Below are 17592 nucleotides of genomic sequence, written 5' to 3'. Positions count from 1 at the left end.
TAAAGAGTTAATCCCGCCGACCCTCAAGGTGGACTGTTGAATGGTGTCACTCCCGATACTCGCTGCTGCGACCGTCGGTCCGGTTCCGTTGGCGGAGGTGTTCGGCGTTCCCATCTCTGACATGGAGATCACGATCCTCGGAGCCGCGGCCATCGTCGTCCTCATCGCGCTCTCGGGCTTCTTCTCCTCGTCGGAGATCGCGATGTTCTCGCTCGCGAAGCACCGCGTCAACGCTCTTCTGGACGACGGCGTGCCCGGCGCCGAGGCGGTCGCGGAGCTGAAGTCCGACCCCCACCGCCTGCTGGTGACGATCCTGGTCGGCAACAACATCGTCAACATCGCGATGTCCTCGATCGCGACCGGGGTGCTGGCGCTCCACCTCACGCAGGGACAGGCCGTGGCGGTCGCCACCTTCGGCATCACCGCACTGGTCCTCCTGTTCGGCGAGAGCGCCCCCAAGTCCTACGCGGTCGAGAACACCGAGTCGTGGGCGCTCCGCATCGCGAAACCACTGAAGTACTCGGAGTACACCCTGCTCCCGCTGGTCGTCACGTTCGACTACCTGACGCGGGTCGTCAACAAGGTCACCGGCGGGCGGTCGGCCATCGAGACCTCCTACGTCACCCGCGACGAGATCCAGGACATGATCGAGACCGGCGAGCGCGAGGGGGTCATCGAGGAGGACGAGCGCGAGATGCTCCAGCGCATCTTCCGGTTCAACAACACCATCGCGAAGGAGGTGATGACCCCGCGGCTCGACATGACGGCGGTGCCCAAGACCGCGGGCGTCGAGGAGGCCATCGAGACGCTGGTCCAGAGCGGCCACGAGCGGGTCCCCGTCTACGAGGGGAGCCTCGACAACGTCATCGGCGTCATTCACATCCGCGACCTGGTCCGCGAGCACACCTACGGCGAGCACGACGGCCTCGAACTCGAGGACGTCATCCAGCCGACCCTCCACGTCCCCGAGAGCAAGAACGTCGACGAGCTCTTGGCCGAGATGCGCGAGAACCGGATGCAGATGGTCATCGTCATCGACGAGTTCGGCACCACCGAGGGGCTCGTGACGATGGAGGACATGGTCGAGGAGATCGTCGGCGAGATCCTCGAGGGCGAGGAGGAGGAACCCGTCGAGTACGTCGAAGACGACACCATCATCGTCCGCGGGGAGCTCAACATCGACGAGGTCAACGAGGCGCTCGACATCGACCTCCCCGAGGGCGAGGAGTTCGAGACCATCGCGGGCTTCATCTTCAACCGCGCGGGCCGGCTGGTCGAGGAGGGCGAGACCATCACCTACGACGGGGTGCGGCTCCACGTCGAACAGGTCGAGAACACCCGCATCATGAAGGCCCGCGTGACCAAGCTCGACGAGCAGGAGCGCGCCGAGAGCGAGGACGCGACCGAGGACGGCGTCGAGGTCGGCGAGGGCGTCGAAACGGAGAGCGACTGACGGCCGCTCCGCTTCGACTGCCCGTCCTTCTCCCTCTGAGTTTGCTTCCGGCTACAGCGTCTCGATGAGCGCGAACGCCGCGTACCCCACGCCGATCGCCAGCACGAGCGACCCGATCCACGCCAGCACGGTGTACCCCATCTTCTCCCGGCTCACGCCGCCCTCGCCGGCGGCGTAGCCGCTGCCGACGATGGCGCTGACGATGATCTCGTTGAACGAGACCGGAATCCCGAAGAACACCGCGACCTGCGCGATGGCGAACGACGGGATGAGCGCCGCGATGGACCGGCGCGGGCCGAGCGCCGAGTAGTCCTGGGCGAGCGCCTTTATCATCCGGGGCGCGCCGGTCCACGAGCCGGCGAGCAGGCCGAGGCCGCCCCCGACCAGCACCGGCACCAGCGGGATGTCGAACGGGTCGAGCAGCGGGACCAGCGGGCCGATGGCCAGCCCGACCTGCGACCCGCCCGCCGAGAACGCCACGAGGCTCCCGAGCGCGAGCAGGAAGTGGCGCTGGCCGGCCTCGAGGTCGCGGTGGACGTCCCACGCCAGCACCCCCGCGATGGCGGCCGCGATGGCGAGCGAGACGACGATTCGCCCCGTCTCGATCCCCGCGACCGGCGGCAGCGCCAGCGACGCCGCGACGGTCTCGGCGACCGACTGGCTGACGTCGGGCGGGCCGAGCGCGACGAACTTGATGTTGGCCAGGATGAGCCCGATCAGTCCGGCGAGCACCGGGTTGACGACCCGCTCGGAGGTCCGCTCCGAGCGAAGCAGCCTCGCGGTCGCGTAGGCGATGGAGCTCCCGATGAACGGCGTCAGCACCCACAGCGCCGATATCTGGCGGTACTTCGCCCACGCCGGGTCGCCGCCCATCGCCAGGCCGACGCCGACGATGGCGCCCGTGACGGTGAACGCCGTGGCGATGGGGTAGCCCGTGAACACGCCGACCGCGACCAGCACGGCCGCGACGAGCAGCCCCGTCGTGGCCGCGATGGCGGTCAGCTGGACGCCGCCGATGAGCTCCGTTCCGACCGCTTCCGAGACGTTCGCGCCCTGCATCACCGCGCCGAGGAACCCCAGCAGGCCGACGAAGAAGCCGGCGCGCATCACCGAGATGGCGTTCGCGCCGACCGCGGGCGCGAACGGGGTCGACCCCGACGATCCCGCGCCGATGGCCCACGCCATGAAGAGGCTGGCCAGGGCTGCGATTACCAACGTGACGACGCCACTCCCGACCATGGGTGAACGTGTTACCGACGGTAGAATAGTGTACCGGCTTCGGGGTCCTCGGTTCCCGGAACCGTCGCCTCGCGGGGCACGAACCGAGCGGGGCCGCGGGCCGTCTCGGCGCTCAGGTCGTCTCGGCGTTCAGGTCGTCTTCGAGTGAGATTCCTCGAGCTCCTCGGGCGGCTCGACGCCCTCGGCGGCCTCCGCGGTGTCGGTCCGCTTCTCGGTCGCGACGTGCCACCGGGTGACCTCGTCCTCGTACTCGGCCAGCCGGTCGCTGACCTGCTCCTTGAGGTCGTCGTCGTTGATGTTGACCTCGAAGACGAACTCCTCCTCGCCGTCGCCCCGGCCGACCTGCTGGACGTTGGCGCTGATGAGGTCGTTGTCGAAGTAGTAGGGCGCCAGCCGGGTCATCACCTTCTGGTAGACGGTGTCCTCGACCTTCCGGAGCGCCTTCCGGCTCGCGGAGTCGGCCGCGCGGGCGACGTAGCTCACCGAGTCCTGCCACTTGTCGACGGCCTCGTCGGTCTTCTCGTCCTCGAGCTTCTCGTAGGACTCGCTTATCTTCTCGCCCGCGGTCTTGAGGTCGTCGTCGGGCGCCTTGCCCTTCTTCTCGCCCTCGCCCTCGCCGACGGAGGCCTGCTCGGCGGTCTTCTCCGAGACGTCCTCGCCGAGCCGCTCGTGGTGCTTGGGCCGCCACTCGTCCCACTCCTCGTAGGCGTCGCCGGACGCGTCGGCCTCGCGGAGTGCCTCGGTGATGCGCTCGCCGTGTTCGACGATGTCGCCCCACGTGCCGCGGAGCTTGAAGCCCGAAACGCTCTCTTCCATTCTGGTCGGCGACCGTAAGGCGCGGGTAGGTTTATCTTTTATCCCTGCGTCGGCGTCCCGCGCGACCGGGTGACGATGTCGAGACGACGGGGGTGTCACCGACCTCGGCCGTCCGGGAGAGCCCCGATCTGTTGGGTCATCGATGGTTTTATGCTGTCAGATACCGGTACTTTCCCCGATGTCGAACGCACGGCGTACGCTCGTCGCCCTCCTCCTGGCCTCGCTCGTCGTCCTGGCGGGCTGTTCGGGCAGCGGGACCGACCCCGCGACGACGACCGACGCGACCACGGTCGACCCGACCACGACCGGTTCCGCCGAAGCCGACGGCCCCTCCACCGCGACGTCCGCGGACGCCGCGGCGGTCAAGCGAGCGGCCGTCTCGGCGATGGCCGACGTGGAGACGTACCGCATCGACGCCAACATCGTCACGCTCATCTCGTCGAATAACGTCGAGCGTCGGACGGTCACCAACTCGACCGGCGCGGTCGACCGGACCGAACGCGAGCTCCGCATCAACCGGACCGCCCGGGTGGCCGGCCGGTCGAACAGCGTCTCGACCTACGTGGTGAACCGGACGCTCTACCAGCGGAGCCCGCAGCTCACGCGGGCGTTCTCCTCGAAGTGGGTCCAAAGGAACCTCTCGGGCAACTTCTCGCAGCGGTGGTCGTCGCTCGACACGCTGACCCGCCAGCGCGAGCTCCTGAACATCTCCGACGTCGAACTGGTCGGACGGGAGACGGTCGACGGCACGGCGGCGTACGTGCTGGAGGCCACGCCCGACGCCGAGCGGTACGCGAACCTCTCGGCCAACGTCTCGACCAGGTCGGTCGGCACGGTCGAGAACGTCTCGGTCACCTACTGGATCGCCGAGGATAGCCACCTCCCGGTCAGATCGAACACCACGATAAACTCCACCGTCTCGGTGCGCGGCCGGCAGATGGACCTCCACCAGGAGCTGACGCTCCGGTTCTCGGGCTACGGCGACGACGTGTCGGTCCGGCTCCCGCCGGCGGCCGAGACGGCCGTCTCGCTCGAGGACCGTCTGAACGCGACGACCACGACGGGCGGGGAGACGACCTCGTCCGCCTCGGACGACCAGCCCGCGACCACGACCGCCTGACATGGCCGCGTCGTCCCCGACCCGCGCGGCGCTGCTCGCCGCCGCGCTGCTCGTCGTCGCCGGCTGCACCGCCCCGACGAGCGTCCGCGAGGGACAGCGCGCCGTCGCCGACCAGCCCTCGACGACGGCGTCGTCCGCCACGACCGGCGAGCCGCCGACCGCGTCGGAGCCACCCGGTGAGACGACCGCGGCGACTGCGACGACCGCCGCGTCGGGCGCGACTGACGCCGATACCGGCACCATCGAGGCCCGGGGCGCGCCGCTCCCGGTGAACCAGACCCTAGTCTTCGCCCGCGTCCAGCGCCTCCTCGGCACGAACGTCACCCCGCCGGAGTACGTCTACGTGGTCGACGACCGGTTCGGCAACGACACCGCGGACGGCGACGCGGGCCCGGGGAACGACACGACTTCCGATGACGACACGACCGCGCCGGAGACCGCCGCGCCGGCCGACGACGACGCTGCCGAGGATACCACCACCGCGGAGGACGACGCGACCGCCGACCGCGGCCGGTCGCTCGAGCTCTACCGGTTCTGGCAGCTCGCGGGCGTCGAGTCCGAGCCGACGCTCAACCGGTCCGAGCGCCGCCGGATTCCCAACGGCGCCACCACCCTGTTCGGCGGAATCCGGCTCTATCCGCCGGCGAACTACACCGCCTCGTCGATGGAGTGGGTGCTGGCCCACGAGTACGTCCACTACGTCCAGTTCAAGAACCGCCGGAGCGCGCAGCTCCGCCGGGCGCTCTCGGGCTCGACCACCGACGACCGGTTCGTGGTCCGGAGCGTGCTGGAGGGCGCGGCGGTGGTCGCGACCGACGCGTACCTCCGGCGGTACGTCCCCGGCGACCGGCTCAACTCCGAGTTCTACACCGAATACGACCGGCGGCTCGCGCCGGGGAGCCGCCAGCAGTACGCGAACCTCCGGTACATCGCCGGCCACCGCTACGTCGCGGGCCGGGTCGACTCGCCAGACCGGCTGGCGGCGGTCTACGAGCGCCCGCCCCGGACCGGCGAGCAGGTGCTCCACGGCTACCCGCCGGGCGTCGAGCCCGCGCGACCGCTGCCCGTCTCGGTGAACGCCGCCGGGTCGGCCTGGCGGCGGGCCGGGACCGACACGCTGGGCGAGCCGTTCGTCCGCGTCGCGCTCCGGAACGGGCTGAACGAGTCGCGCGCCGCGCGCGGCGCCGCCGGCTGGGGTAACGACACGCTGTACACGTTCCGGCGCGCGACCGGCGACGCCAGCTACGCGTGGGCGCTCCGGTGGGACGACCCCGCGAACGCCAGCGAGTTCGCCGCGGCGTTCGCGGCGTCGCTCGACGCCCGCGCGCCGGCCGCGAACGGGACCTGGACGGTCGACGGCGCGACGATGGACGTCCGGTCGCCCGGCGAGGAGTGGACGGTCGTCCTCGCCGGGTCCGACGGCTTCGTGCGCGGGACGGACCTGACCGTCGAGGAGGGGAACCTGTCGGTCGCGGTGGCCGAGAACTGAGTCCGGTTCGGACCGCCGGTCAGCGGCCGTACGTCAGCCGGGTCGCCGCCTCGTCGAGCCGGTGCTTGAGCCGGCCGAGCCAGACGACGTGGCGGCTGACGGCCCTCAGTTCGGACTCGTCGACCTCGATGCGCTCGCCGTCGAAGGGGTTGCGCCCGACGGGCTCGCGGTCCTCGTCGTCGGTGGCCATCGAGACGACGGAGGTCATCGAGCACCGGCCGCACGCCTCGGTTCGCTGGTCGTCCATGGGTCTGTCTTGCATGGTCGTTGGGCGTCTCAGTTCTTAAGGTTTCGGCGGCGAACGGTTCGCGGTCCCGGTCCGCGCCCCGCCGCCGGACGACGGTCCCGGCGTCCGAGAGTATTTAAACTCCTGCGAACTGTGGTCACACATGGGATACCACGTCATCGACCCGGAGGCGGTCGAACCGACCCCCGACCGGCCCTGCGTCCAGCGGGCGGTCGGCGACGAGGCGGGCCTGGAGAACGCCGCGGTCAACCTCTACGAGGTCGAGCCGGGCGAGCAGATCCCGCTGGCGTACCACTACCACGACGACCAGGAGGAGGTCTTCTACGTCGAGTCGGGCGAACTCCGCGTCGAGACCCCCGAGGGCGAGCAGGTCGTCCCCGCGGGACACCTCTTCGTCGTCGAGCCCGACAGCCCCCAGCGCGCGTTCGTCCCCGAGGACGCAGACGAGCCGGTCCGGACGCTCGTCGTCGGCGCGCCCTCGGTCGACGACGTCCACGCCTACGACCCCGACGCATGAGCGACGACGCCTCGGAGGTCGACGGTTCCGACAACGTTGAGGGTCCGAACGCGGAGGCCGACCCGGCGCGGGAGGTGACCGTCGCGGGCGAGCCGGTCCCGGAGGAGGCCGTTCCCGACGACGTGCCCGACTGGGACGACGAGTACCTCGACCGGGTGAGCGACCGGCTGATGTTCAGCTTCGACCTCGAGAGGGAGCGCCGCGTCCGGAACCGGGCGTTCGCCATGTACGGCGAGATGCGCATCGAGTCCCAGAAACAGCTGTTCCACGCCGCGCTCAACTACGGCAACCACGAGAAGCGCGAGCACCTGTTCGTCCGGCGGGCCGACGCGGTCTCGCGAGCCGACCTCGAGTCGCTGGTCGAGCTCGGCCACGCCCTCGCCGACGAGTGGATCGACGCCGACGAGGAGCACTTCGGCACCGACTTCACCTTCGTCGTGGTCGCACCCGAGATTCCGGACGACGTCCGGGCGTTCGTCTCCGGGTTCCGCGACCGGACGCTGTTGAAGTTCGGCTACTACGGCGACTACGAGGTGAATCTCGTCGCGGTCGCGCCCGAGGAGGAGCAAGCGGTCGAAAGCGAGGAAGCGGAGGTGGCGGCGGCGTTCAGACTCTGGGAGTCGCTCGACGAGACCGGGGAGTCGAGCGGACTCCTGAGCCGGCTGTTCGGCTAGTCGTCGGACGGCCCTCCCGTGACGGCGTCGCGGTCGAGGCCCTGTCTGGCCTCGCGGATGTTCCCGACGCCGAGCCGCACGAGCTGGACGATGAGTCCGACAAGCACCAGCGCGATGACGCTCTGGAGCACGAGCGACACGGCCGCGAAGGTGCCGTCGTAGTTACCCGCGAGCAGGTCCTGGGGGTTGCGCAGGATGCCGATCCAGAGCAGCGCGATCACCGTCACGCCGAGCATGAACACCAGCGGGACGCCGGTGCTCACGAGCTGCTTGTTGTCGTCCCAGTTGGCGAGCCAGATGGTGGCCACCAGCAGCGCGAGCGCGGCGAGCGACTGGTTCGCGCCGCCGAACAGCGGCCAGATGTTCGACCACGTGCCGCTCGCGACCAGCAGGTAGCCGGCCAGCGAGAGCACGCCGGCGTTCACGTACCGGTTGGTCATCGTCTCCTGGGTCGAGCTCTCGGGCGTCCCGACGATCTCCTCCATCATGTACCGACCGAGCCGCATCGCGGTGTCGGTGCTCGTCAGCAGGAAGCTCACGAACACCAGCCCGATGAACGTCGCGGCCGCGGTGATGCCGAGGCCGAACACCGACAGGAGCGCGCCCCCGCCCGCCGGGAACGTCACCAGCGCGGAGCTCAGCGAGTCGGTACCGCCCGCGATGATGGAGACCGCGATGATGGCCGTGATGGCGAGCAGCCCCTCGCCGAGCATCCCGCCGTACCCGATGAGCCGGGCGTCGGTCTCCTTGTTCAGCTGCTTGGCCGTGGTCCCCGAGGAGACCAGCGAGTGGAAGCCGCTGATGGTCCCGCACGCGATGGTCACGAACAGGAACGGGAACAGCGGTCCGAGGTCCGAGTGGACGAACCCGGTGAACGCCGGAATCTGGGTGGTCAGCGACGACACCTGGACGCCGTCGATGCCCGCGGAGGGCACGCTGACGGTGACGCCGGTGAAGCCGGCGAGCGTGCCGACGATGGCCGCGAGGATCATGCCGCCGACGCCGGTGTACAGCAGGCTCGACGTCAGGAAGTCGCGCGGCTGCAGCAGCACCCACACCGGCAGGACGCTCGCGGCGAACGCGTACAGCACCGTCACGAGTACCCAGCCGGCCATGTTCGGATTCGCGGCGCTCGCCAGGGGGAGCCAGCCGCCGCCGTCACCGAACAGGATGATGGTGTCGGCGGGGAGGTCGGGTCGCGCGAACAGCGCCATGGGGTACTGGAGCCCGACCCACACGCCGCCGAACACCATCGCGACGAACGCCACCGCGCCGGGCAGGAACGGCAGGTCGAGCTGGTAGAGGTACACCCCGAACACGACCGCCAGCGCGATGTAGACGATCGACGCGGTGGCCGTCCAGGGGAACGCGTCGAACACCAGCCCGATGAGGTACGCGAACGCCGCGATCACGAGGATGATCGTGAGGTACGCGAACCACAGCAGCATGTTCTTGCCGCTCTCGCCGACGTACTCGCCGATGATGTACCCGATCGACCGCCCCTCGTGGCGGACGCTCGAGGACAGCGACATGAAGTCGTGGACCGCCCCGAACAGGGGATTCCCGATGGCGACCCAGATGACCGCCGGCAGCCAGCCGAACGCCGCGGCCGCCGTGATCGGCCCCGCGATGGGCGCCCCGCCCGCGATGCTGGAGTAGTGATGCCCCAGCAGTACCGGCTTCTTCGACGGGACGTACTCCTGCCCGTCGTTGTACTTGTGCGCCGGGGTCTCACTCTGCTCGTCGAGCTCGACGAACCGAGCCAGATACCTCGAGTAGCCGAGATACCCCGCCGTGAACGTTACCAATGCCGCGACCGCCATCCACATTACTTGTACCATGGAGAGTCACCACATGCCAACGTAACGAAAAAGGATGTCTTAAAGATTCGCTTATATTCTGATGGGAAACGGTTAAAAAATGACGTTCGTGTGATTGAGCCTACCGTTCGCCGATTGCGGGAGGAATCCGACGGAGCCGGACACCGCCGACGGAGCGCGCGCCGTTTCAGATATGCGAGGGGATTCCGCCTTCGAGCGTCCCGACGACCGTTCTGCGGACGGCGAGAAGCGTTTGGACGGTCACGCTCGCGGCGGTTCGCGCTCGACCTCCACGTCGAGTTCGGACGCCACGTCGTCCAGCAGGTCGCCCTTCACCTCCTCGACCCGGCTCTCGATGACGGCGACGACCGGCCGGTCGAACGCCTCGTGGATCTGGTCGACGCGCTCGCGCTCGGTGGCGACGCGCTCGCGGAGGTACCGGCCGCCCCGGCCCCGGTCGTCGTCGTCGGGTTCCGGCGTCAGCCTGTTGACGACGAGGCCGTCGACGTCGAGCCCGTACTCCCGCAGGCTCTCGACGGCGCGGTCGGTCTCCCGGATCGAGAGCTCGTCGGGGTTCATCACGAGGAAGAACGCGGCGTCGTTCCTGAGCGTCTCCCGGGCGAACTCGAACTTCTCCTTGCGCTGGCGGAGGTGCGCGACGATGGGGTCGTTCTCCAGCTTCCGCCGGGCCTTCCGCTCGCCGATGGCGGCCTTCTCGAACAGGTCGATGCTCTTGGTCCGCTTCTGGACGAGGCGGTCGATCCAGTCGCCGAGGAACTCGGGCAGCGACAGCAGCCGGAGCGTCCCGCCGGTCGGCGACGTGTCGAAGACCACGCGGTCGTACTCCTCGCTGTCGCGCATCACCTCGATGAACCGGTCGAACAGCGCGGCCTCGTACGCGCCGGGCGTCTGGTGGGCGAGCTCCAGCTGGCGGTCGATCTCGTTCACGATGCCGGCGCTCACCTGCTCGCCCATCCGCCGCCGGATCTCGTGCATGTGGTCGTCGACCTCCTCCTCGGGGTCGATCTCCATCACGTGGAGGTTCTCCCGGTCGGTCACCTGCCGGGGCTCGTCGTCGAACGACTGGTCGAACACGTCGGAGGTGCTGTGGGCCGGGTCGGTCGAGACGAGGAGGGTCCGGAGCCCCGCCCGCGCGCTCGTCAGCGCGTAGGCGGACGAGACGGTCGTCTTGCCGACGCCGCCCTTGCCGCCGAAGAAGACGAACTTCTCCATCAGTGGACGTGGTACTGCTCGCCCTTGCGTTCGAGTAGCGATCCGCGGTCCCACATCCGGCGCTCCCACCCCTCGAAGTCGTCGGCGAGGTACGGGAGCAGCTCGACGGTGTAGTACGACACCGGGCTCGGGATGCCGAACGCGTCGGCGAAGCACGCGAACATGAACGCGTCGTCGGTGTCCTCGGCCTCCTTCTCGATGAGCTCGAAGGCGGGGTGCTCAATCATCCCGTGGTAGAAGCCGTGGAACCACTCCTCGACCACCTCGCGGAACGCCTCGATTCGGTCGGCAAGTGTCATCGTTTGGCAACCAGTCGTCCCGTCGATAAAAGGCTGCCGCCCTCCGGATTCCGGCCGTCCCGCGGCGCTTCAGCAGGCGCACCCTCCGGAGTCGGGGAAGCGCTCGAACGCCATCTCGTCGCCGCAGTCCGGACAGTCCGGGGCCGAGTCGCCCTCGACGGCGACGTCGCGGACGCGCTCGCCGCAGTCGTGACACCAGTAGGCGCCCTTCGACCGCTCGTCGGCCCTCGTCTCCGAACCCGACGATCCGGTCGACGCCCCGAGCAGGTCCTTGACTGTGGCAATCACACCCATGATACTGCTTCCAGCACGGCGACACATAAATCCTCGGCGACGTGTGCGCGGCCCCGACGATGGGCGGCGCGGACGCCCGGATGCGGGTCTTCGGTCGCCCGTTCGGAACCGTCGGCGGGGCTCGGTATCGGCGCTCAGACGTCCTCGGCCAGCGCGTCGAGCGCCCGCCGGAGCTCGCCCCGGCGCTTCCACGCGGCGACGCGGTCGGAGACCGCGGGCACCGGGAGACCGAGGCTCACCGCCGAGCGCGCCGTCACGCGGCTCCCCTCGTCCTCGGACTCGACCGAGAGAGTCGTCTCCATCGCGTCGAACGGTCCCTCGTCGCCGCGCTGGCTGTAGTACAGTCCGTCGGCGCGCTCCTCGAAGTCGAGCCGCATCGTCAGCCCGGTCGCGCCGGCGGTCACCGTGGTCCCCTCGTCGGTCTCCTCGACGTCCTTCACGGCGAAGCTCCCCTCGTACTCGATCACGGTCTCCGGCGTGAGCGCGCGCTCGACCGCCGCGGGCGAGGCGGGCACGAACGCCGACACTTCCACTTCGCGCATCGTCGGGCCTACGTACGGCGGGAGGAAAGCGTTACGGTCGGAGCAGCGGCGCCAGCAGCGGAAGCGTCAGGAGCGTGCACACGCCGAAGACGGCCAGTCCGCCGAGCAGGAGGCGGCGGAGCCGGAGATCCGGCGGCACTTCGCCCCGCAGGTCGGGCCGGGCGAGCCAGACGAACCGGTGGTAGGCGACGGCGGTCGCGGCGACGAAGGCGACGGTCGAGAGCCCGAGCGCCGCGGGCAGGTCGACACCGAACGCGAGGAAGTAGGCCGGGCCGAAGCTGTAGCACCCCAGGAACCCGAGCCCCACGACGACCAGGCACGGGACCGGGTCGACCGGGGTTCCCCGCCTGTTCTCGGGCCGCATACGGGTCGGATACGTCCTCGCAGCCCTTCGCTCTACTGGCCCGTCGCCCGGCGTCCGTGCCGGGAAAGTGATAAGTCCGTGTGCGAGAGACGGTCGGTCGATGGCCAACTCGAAGGGCGACCCGCGGGTGCTGTTCGCGATGAACCTCGCGCTCTCCGCGGCGTTCTCCTGGGTCCTCGTGTCGGCCCTGTCGCTCGTCGGCGTCATGACGTTCGCCTGGACGACGGTCGCGCTCACCGCCGCCGCGCTGATGGTCCTGACCCACTTCGTCGTGGAGTAGCGACCCCGCGGCCGACGCCCGTCTGCCGAAAGTTTATAACGCCGGCTTGGAAGCGGTGGGTATGGCGAGATCGCCGGACAGCACCGCGAACTGCCCCCACTGCGACGCCCCGCTCGACCACCTCCAGCGCGGCTGCGGCGCCTGCGAACGCCGCGTGTCGTGGGACTGGACCGAACCGTGCCCGACCTGCGAGGCCGACGTCGATTACGCGACCGCGCCCGCCCGGTGTTCGGCGTGCCGGGCCGACCTCTCGGTCTGGGACGGCGTCGTCGCCCGTGTGCTCCGGGAGCGCCACCACGCGGACCTCCGCATCGACAAGGACGCCGTTCCCCACCCGACCGGCGCGGGGTTCGTCTGCCACACCGGCGACCCCCGGGGCCAGCGCGCCGACTACCGCCGGCCGCTCCCCGACGGCAAGGGCATCCACGTCAAGGAGTTCGCCGACCGGTACGAGGTCCACTGGGACAAGGTCGACCCGACCGTCGACTTCCTCGGCCACGTCGTCGCCGACGCGCCCCACTGGCTGGTGTTCGGCGGCTTCCTCGGCGTCAAGCTGGCGCGCTGGCCCGTGGGACTCACTCGCGGTCTCGCCGGGCATATCAAGAGATAAGCCCCCGCGCCGCCCGCGTTCGAACATGACCATCGAAGACCGCGGGGACGCCAAGCTCCTCACCCACGCGCTTGCGCAGGACACCCTCTCGAAGATCCGTGACGTCGAGACCGAACAGGTCGGCTTCCGGAAAGGGCTGGTCAAGCTCGGCCGCATCTGCGGCTACGAGATCATCGACGGCGCGATGGAGACCGAGTACGTCCAGATAGAGACGCCGCTGACCGAGACCACCGGCGAGCGCGTCAAGGGGCTCGACGACGTGGTAATCATCAACGTGCTCCGGGCCGCGACCCCCTTCGTCGAGGGGCTGCTGAAGGCGTTCCCCCGGGCCAAGCAGGGCGTCATCAGCGCGGGCCGCGACGAGGCGGCCGGCCGCGACGACGACGGCACCTTCCCCATCACCATCGACTACGTGAAGCTGCCCGAGATCCGCGAGCAGGACACCGTCATCGTGGCGGACCCGATGCTCGCCACCGGGTCGACGATGTGCGCGGTGCTCGACGAGGTGCTCGACGAGCAGCCCAACCCCGAGGACCTCTTCGTGCTCTCGGCGGTCAGCGCGCCCGAGGGCCTGCTCCGGGTCGGCGAGGAGTTCGAGGCGGCCGACCTGCTGACGGTCGCCATCGACGACCGCCTCAACGACGAGGGGTTCATCGTGCCCGGCCTCGGCGACGCCGGCGACCGGGCGTTCCGGACGAAATAATTACGGTCGGTCCGGTTCTCGGAGTTCGCGGACGACCTCCACGGGGTCGACGGACACCCCGTCTGTCGGTCTCATTTCGGCGAGGAAGGTAGCCAGATTCTCGTCCTCTGCTTCGCCGTTGTCGTCACTTTCGACTATTCTGCCCATCCGTGTGAAATCCTCTGTCCCCATTCACGAAAGTGTTCCCCCCGGACTACAACCGCAACAGCCGCGACACCAGCGACCCGCCGCCCTTCCGCGCCATGATGACGGTCCCCTCGGCGCGCCGCCCGACAGCCTGGGGCGTCGACCCCACGACCCGCCGCCGGAGGGCGCCGGTCCGGGTCGCGCCGATGACCGTCACGTCGCGGGACCGCGAGGCCGCGACGATCTCCTCGGCGACGTCGCCCTCGCGAATCTCCGTCTCGACCTCGACGCCCGCGAACGAGTCGGCCGCCGCCGCGAGCAGGTCGCGGGCCGCCGGTTCCTCGCCCGCGCTCTCGACGACCCGCAGCAGGTCGACCCGGGCGTCGTTGGCGGCCGCGATGGCCCGCGCCACCGACGCCGCGAGGTCGGCGTGGGGGCTCTCGGCGACCGGCAGCAGCACCGCCTCGACGGTGCCTGCCAGCGCGCCGATCTTCTCGACCAGCACGTCGCAGTCCGCCCGGCGGACCACGCGGTCGACGTTGGCCCCGAGGACGGCCTCCTCCCGGCGTTGGGCCTGCCAGCCGACCAGCAGCGCGTCGCAGCCCCGCTCGTCGACCGCCGCGAGGACTCCCTTCGCCACCGACGAGGCGACGTAGAGCTTGCCGGCGACCGGGACGCCGGTGCCGGAGGCGACCTCCACCGCCCGGTCGAGCAGGGCCCGGCGCTCGCCGCCGAACTCGCGCGTGATGACGTCGTCGGTGAACAGCGCGAACGGCGACTCTCTGGGCGTGACGACGACGCCGACCACGAACACCTCGCCGCCCCGGTCGCGGGCCACGTCGACCGCGGTCCGGACCAGTTGCTCGGCGTGGTCGGGGTTACCGACCGCGACGGCTATCCGGTACTCGTCGCTCTCCTGGGTCCCCATCGACGGTAGCACGCCGCCCGCCGGCAAAAGCGTTCGCGTCGCTCGCAAGGTCCGTTCGCCCGCCGTCCGTTTCGGGTGGAGCGCGACCGACCGCCTCCGGAGCATCGCCGACAGGTCGGTCGCGTGACGCCGTCTCGACGTGTCGGCTATCGCCAAGACCTATATGCCCGCCCGACACACCCCAACGCATGACCGACGACGAGGACCCCTGCAACGACTGCGGCGACCCCGTGTCGGACGCGCTGGCCCGCACGGTCCGGCTGACCGTCGACCGCTCGCAGATCGACAGCCAGCGGCTCTGCCCCGAGTGCTTCGCCGACTGGATCGACCGCTACGAGTCCGAGATGCAGCCCGACGACCACCCGGCCGTGGGCGACCCCGACGCGGACATCATCGTGGACTGACCGGTCCGCCCGCCGACCCCTCCGTCTCGACTGGAGAACCGCCGGACTCCGGGACGTTCTCCGGCATATCGTTCCTGACGAAAACCACCCCAATGGGGGGACGTACCGCTCCGGAGTCGTCCCCGCCGCTCGATATCGACGGTCGTCGAACCCCTTGGTTTCGGGTGAAGAACCGCACGACTGCGGCGGGATTTATCGCTCTCGGCGGGCTCCCGAAGCAGACCCCCGTGTGCGAAAAGTGACCTAAAGAGGACTACCGAACCGAGAGGGACTACCCGGGCTCCGGTTCGGTCGGATCGGACGAGGTTCCGGCTTCTACTCGCCGTCCGCCGCAGCGTCCCCGCTTTCTTCCTCGCTCTCGTCCTCCTCGCTTTCGTCTCCGCTCTCGGCCCCCTCGTCTTCCTCGCTCGCCGACAGCCCCTCGTCGCCGCGCTCCAGCGCTTTCGGGGCGTCGTGGTGGTCCGAGTAGCCGTCGAACCACCGGACGATGCGCTCGAGCCGGTCGACGACGTGGCCGGGCTCGCCGCTCCGCGAGAGCTCGTGGCCCTCGCGGGGGTACCGCACCAGCCGCGTCTCGACGCCGTTCTTCTTGTACAGCAGGTAGAGCATCTCGCCGTTGTTCACCGGCACGCGGTAGTCGTCGTCGGCGTGCAGCAGCAGCGTCGGGGTGTCGACCGCGTCGGCGTAGGCCGCCGGCGACTGCTCCCAGAGGAACGCGGCGTCCTCCGACGGGGTGGTGTCGAAGTCCCACTCGATGAGCTTGAACGCGTCGGTCGACCCGTAGAAGCTGTTGAGTTCGTAGACGCCGCGCTGGCTGACCGCGCCCGCGAACCGGTCGGTGTGGCCGACGATCCAGGTCGTCATGTAGCCGCCGTAGCTCCCGCCCGTGACGAACAGGTCGTCCTCGTCGACGTACTCGCGGCTCGCCACCTCGTCGACGCCGGCCATGATGTCCTCGTAGGCGACCGGGCCCCACCGTCCGCCGCCGAGCGCCGCCATGAACTCCTCGCCGTAGCCGGTCGACCCTCGCGGGTTCGACCAGAAGACGACGTAGCCCCGTGCGGCGAGCAACTGGAACTCGTGCCACATCGTCCCGCTGGTCGACCACATCGCGTGGGGGCCGCCGTGGATCTCGACCGCGAGCGGGTACGTCTCGTCGGGGTCGAAATCGGGCGGCGTCAGCACCCAGCCCTGGATCTCGTCGCCCGCTCCGTTCTCGAACCGTATCTCCTCGGGCTGGGCGACCGCGCGGTCGTCGAGGTAGTCGCGGTTGACCCTGGTGAGCCGCCGGCTCTCCGCGCCGCCGAGCGTCGAGACGAACACGTCGCCGGGGTGGTCCCACTCCGACCGGACGAACGCCAGCTTGTCGGGGCCGACGCCGGCGTCCTCGACCGTCCCGTCCGCGACCACGCGCTCGGGGTCGGCGCTCGCGTCGCCCGGCGCCCGCCAGACCGCGACCTCGCCCTCGTCGGGCGTCAGGAAGTAGACGTCCTCCTCGTTCGGTCCCCACTGGACCGACATGTCCACCGAGAGGGTCCGGTTCAGCGGCTCAGTCGGCGTCGTCACGTCGCCGGTCTCGGGGTCGAGCACCTTGATCTCGGTCTGGCGAAGCGTCGCGTTCTCCTCGGGCGTGTAGGCGTAGGCGAGTCGCCCGTCGCCCGCGGCCGCGAGCATCGGCGTCCACCCGGTGGTCTGGACGACCGTGCCGGTCTCCTCGTCGGCGTCGAGGTCGTACTCGACCACGTCGATGACGATGTTGTCGTCGGGGTCGCCGGTCCGGCGCGCGCCGTAGTACAGCGTCGACTCGTCGGCCCACTCGGGTTCGAGGTGGTCGTAGTCGCCGTCGGTGAGTCGCGAGATATCGTCTTCCTCGCTCCCGAGGTCGACGACGTAGACGTGCGAACGTCGGCCGTCGAAGTACCGCTCGCCCGCCCGGTAGACCAGCCGGTCGACGACGCGGGGGTCGGGCGCCTCGGGCTCGTACTCCTCGCCGTCGAGGCCGAGGTCCCGGTCCTCCTCGCGGTCCGCCTCGGTGGCCTGCTGGACGAACGCGATCCGGCTCCCGTCGGGCGACCACGAGATGGTCGAGACGCCGCCGACCACGTCGGTCACCCGCCGGGCCTCCCCGCCGTCGGTCGGCATGACCCACAGCTGGGGTCGGTCGTCGTCGGCGCCGCGGGTGCTGACGAACGCCAGGCGGTCGCCGCTCGGACTCCACCGGGGCTGGCTGTCGACGCCCTCGCTCACGGTGAACTGTCGGGGCTCGTCGCCGCCCACCGGGACGACGTAGACCGTCGCCTCGTACTCCTCGTCGCTCTCGGGCACCTTGCGGACGAACGCCACCCGCTCGCCGTCGGGCGAGACTCGCGGCTCCTCGACCTGCGCGACGTCGCGGTAGTCGCTCGCGCGAACCGTTTCCATACGGTCCGACTAC

The 17592-nt window shown here is 69.8% G+C and carries 21 protein-coding genes; 9 read left to right on the top strand and 12 right to left on the bottom strand.

Features of this window, described 5'->3' with window-relative positions; all coding sequences use genetic code 11:
* The first annotated feature begins 40 nt into the window (after positions 1-40).
* A complete protein-coding gene (locus DVR07_RS15770; protein WP_115798221.1) occupies positions 41-1453 on the top strand; it encodes a hemolysin family protein in 1413 nt (470 codons plus the stop codon).
* A gap of 51 nt (positions 1454-1504) precedes the next feature.
* Here DVR07_RS15770 and DVR07_RS15765 read toward each other — a convergent pair whose 3' ends face one another.
* Complete coding sequence (locus DVR07_RS15765) at positions 1505-2692, bottom strand: inorganic phosphate transporter (protein WP_115798220.1); 1188 nt, start codon at positions 2690-2692, stop codon at positions 1505-1507.
* Between the two features lie 129 nt (positions 2693-2821).
* A complete protein-coding gene (locus tag DVR07_RS15760) occupies positions 2822-3508 on the bottom strand; it encodes a DUF5828 family protein (protein ID WP_115798219.1) in 687 nt (228 codons plus the stop codon).
* Between the two features lie 178 nt (positions 3509-3686).
* On the opposite strand from DVR07_RS15760, the gene DVR07_RS15755 reads away from it, so the two are divergent.
* Together DVR07_RS15755 and DVR07_RS15750 are read left to right on the top strand one after the other, a co-directional pair.
* Entirely contained in the window at positions 3687-4628 is a 942-nt protein-coding gene (locus DVR07_RS15755; RefSeq protein ID WP_115798218.1) for a DUF7537 family lipoprotein, read from the top strand.
* Between the two features lies 1 nt (position 4629).
* Entirely contained in the window at positions 4630-6117 is a 1488-nt protein-coding gene (locus DVR07_RS15750) for a hypothetical protein (RefSeq protein ID WP_115798217.1), read from the top strand.
* Positions 6118-6136: 19 nt separating this feature from the next.
* Here DVR07_RS15750 and DVR07_RS15745 read toward each other — a convergent pair whose 3' ends face one another.
* The gene (locus tag DVR07_RS15745; RefSeq protein WP_115798216.1) at positions 6137-6364 is read right to left on the bottom strand and encodes a hypothetical protein; all 228 of its coding nucleotides are present in this window, start codon (positions 6362-6364) and stop codon (positions 6137-6139) included.
* Between the two features lie 142 nt (positions 6365-6506).
* Here DVR07_RS15745 and DVR07_RS15740 point away from each other — a divergent pair, with 142 nt between their 5' ends.
* Both DVR07_RS15740 and DVR07_RS15735 read left to right on the top strand, forming a co-directional pair.
* A complete protein-coding gene (locus DVR07_RS15740; RefSeq protein WP_115798215.1) occupies positions 6507-6881 on the top strand; it encodes a cupin domain-containing protein in 375 nt (124 codons plus the stop codon).
* Positions 6878-7555, top strand: a complete 678-nt coding sequence (locus DVR07_RS15735) for a hypothetical protein (RefSeq protein WP_193570152.1) — start codon at positions 6878-6880, stop codon at positions 7553-7555. The genes DVR07_RS15740 and DVR07_RS15735 overlap by 4 nt, the downstream gene beginning before the upstream one ends.
* On the opposite strand, the gene DVR07_RS15730 is transcribed toward DVR07_RS15735, so the two are convergent.
* The 6 genes from DVR07_RS15730 to DVR07_RS15705 form a co-directional block, all read right to left on the bottom strand.
* Positions 7552-9396: a carbon starvation CstA family protein gene (locus DVR07_RS15730; protein ID WP_115798214.1), complete on the bottom strand. Its 1845-nt coding sequence runs from the start codon at positions 9394-9396 to the stop codon at positions 7552-7554. The genes DVR07_RS15735 and DVR07_RS15730 overlap by 4 nt on opposite strands.
* A 240-nt stretch (positions 9397-9636) precedes the next feature.
* Complete coding sequence (locus tag DVR07_RS15725) at positions 9637-10608, bottom strand: ArsA family ATPase (RefSeq protein ID WP_115798213.1); 972 nt, start codon at positions 10606-10608, stop codon at positions 9637-9639.
* A complete protein-coding gene (locus DVR07_RS15720; protein ID WP_115798212.1) occupies positions 10608-10907 on the bottom strand; it encodes a hypothetical protein in 300 nt (99 codons plus the stop codon). The genes DVR07_RS15725 and DVR07_RS15720 overlap by 1 nt, the downstream gene beginning before the upstream one ends.
* A 69-nt stretch (positions 10908-10976) precedes the next feature.
* On the bottom strand, positions 10977-11201 hold the full coding sequence (locus DVR07_RS15715) for a zinc-ribbon domain-containing protein (protein ID WP_115798211.1): 225 nt from the start codon (positions 11199-11201) through the stop codon (positions 10977-10979).
* Between the two features lie 134 nt (positions 11202-11335).
* On the bottom strand, positions 11336-11743 hold the full coding sequence (locus DVR07_RS15710) for an SRPBCC family protein (protein WP_115798210.1): 408 nt from the start codon (positions 11741-11743) through the stop codon (positions 11336-11338).
* Positions 11744-11774: 31 nt separating this feature from the next.
* Entirely contained in the window at positions 11775-12107 is a 333-nt protein-coding gene (locus tag DVR07_RS15705) for a hypothetical protein (protein WP_115798209.1), read from the bottom strand.
* 100 nt (positions 12108-12207) lie between these two features.
* Here DVR07_RS15705 and DVR07_RS15700 point away from each other — a divergent pair, with 100 nt between their 5' ends.
* The 3 genes from DVR07_RS15700 to upp all read left to right on the top strand — a co-directional run bounded on the left by DVR07_RS15700 (position 12208) and on the right by upp (position 13700).
* Positions 12208-12387 (top strand): hypothetical protein, encoded by a 180-nt coding sequence (locus tag DVR07_RS15700; protein ID WP_115798208.1) that lies wholly within the window; start codon positions 12208-12210, stop codon positions 12385-12387.
* A 61-nt stretch (positions 12388-12448) separates the two neighbouring features.
* A complete protein-coding gene (locus DVR07_RS15695) occupies positions 12449-12997 on the top strand; it encodes a hypothetical protein (protein ID WP_115798207.1) in 549 nt (182 codons plus the stop codon).
* 25 nt (positions 12998-13022) lie between these two features.
* A complete protein-coding gene (upp, locus tag DVR07_RS15690) occupies positions 13023-13700 on the top strand; it encodes a uracil phosphoribosyltransferase (protein WP_115798206.1) in 678 nt (225 codons plus the stop codon).
* Here the strand turns inward: upp and DVR07_RS21795 are convergent, their stop codons facing one another.
* Together DVR07_RS21795 and DVR07_RS15685 are read right to left on the bottom strand one after the other, a co-directional pair.
* On the bottom strand, positions 13701-13871 hold the full coding sequence (locus DVR07_RS21795) for a hypothetical protein (RefSeq protein WP_162829602.1): 171 nt from the start codon (positions 13869-13871) through the stop codon (positions 13701-13703). It lies immediately after the preceding gene.
* 22 nt (positions 13872-13893) lie between these two features.
* Positions 13894-14754 (bottom strand): universal stress protein, encoded by an 861-nt coding sequence (locus DVR07_RS15685; RefSeq protein ID WP_115798205.1) that lies wholly within the window; start codon positions 14752-14754, stop codon positions 13894-13896.
* A gap of 188 nt (positions 14755-14942) precedes the next feature.
* On the opposite strand from DVR07_RS15685, the gene DVR07_RS15680 reads away from it, so the two are divergent.
* Positions 14943-15158, top strand: a complete 216-nt coding sequence (locus tag DVR07_RS15680) for a DUF7569 family protein (RefSeq protein ID WP_115798204.1) — start codon at positions 14943-14945, stop codon at positions 15156-15158.
* Between the two features lie 315 nt (positions 15159-15473).
* On the opposite strand, the gene DVR07_RS15675 is transcribed toward DVR07_RS15680, so the two are convergent.
* The gene (locus DVR07_RS15675) at positions 15474-17579 is read right to left on the bottom strand and encodes a S9 family peptidase (protein WP_115798203.1); all 2106 of its coding nucleotides are present in this window, start codon (positions 17577-17579) and stop codon (positions 15474-15476) included.
* Positions 17580-17592: the final 13 nt, after the last annotated feature.

The sequence above is a fragment of the Halorussus rarus genome (assembly GCF_003369835.1).
GTDB lineage: Archaea > Halobacteriota > Halobacteria > Halobacteriales > Haladaptataceae > Halorussus > Halorussus rarus.
This window is presented reverse-complemented; position numbering and strand designations above follow the sequence as displayed.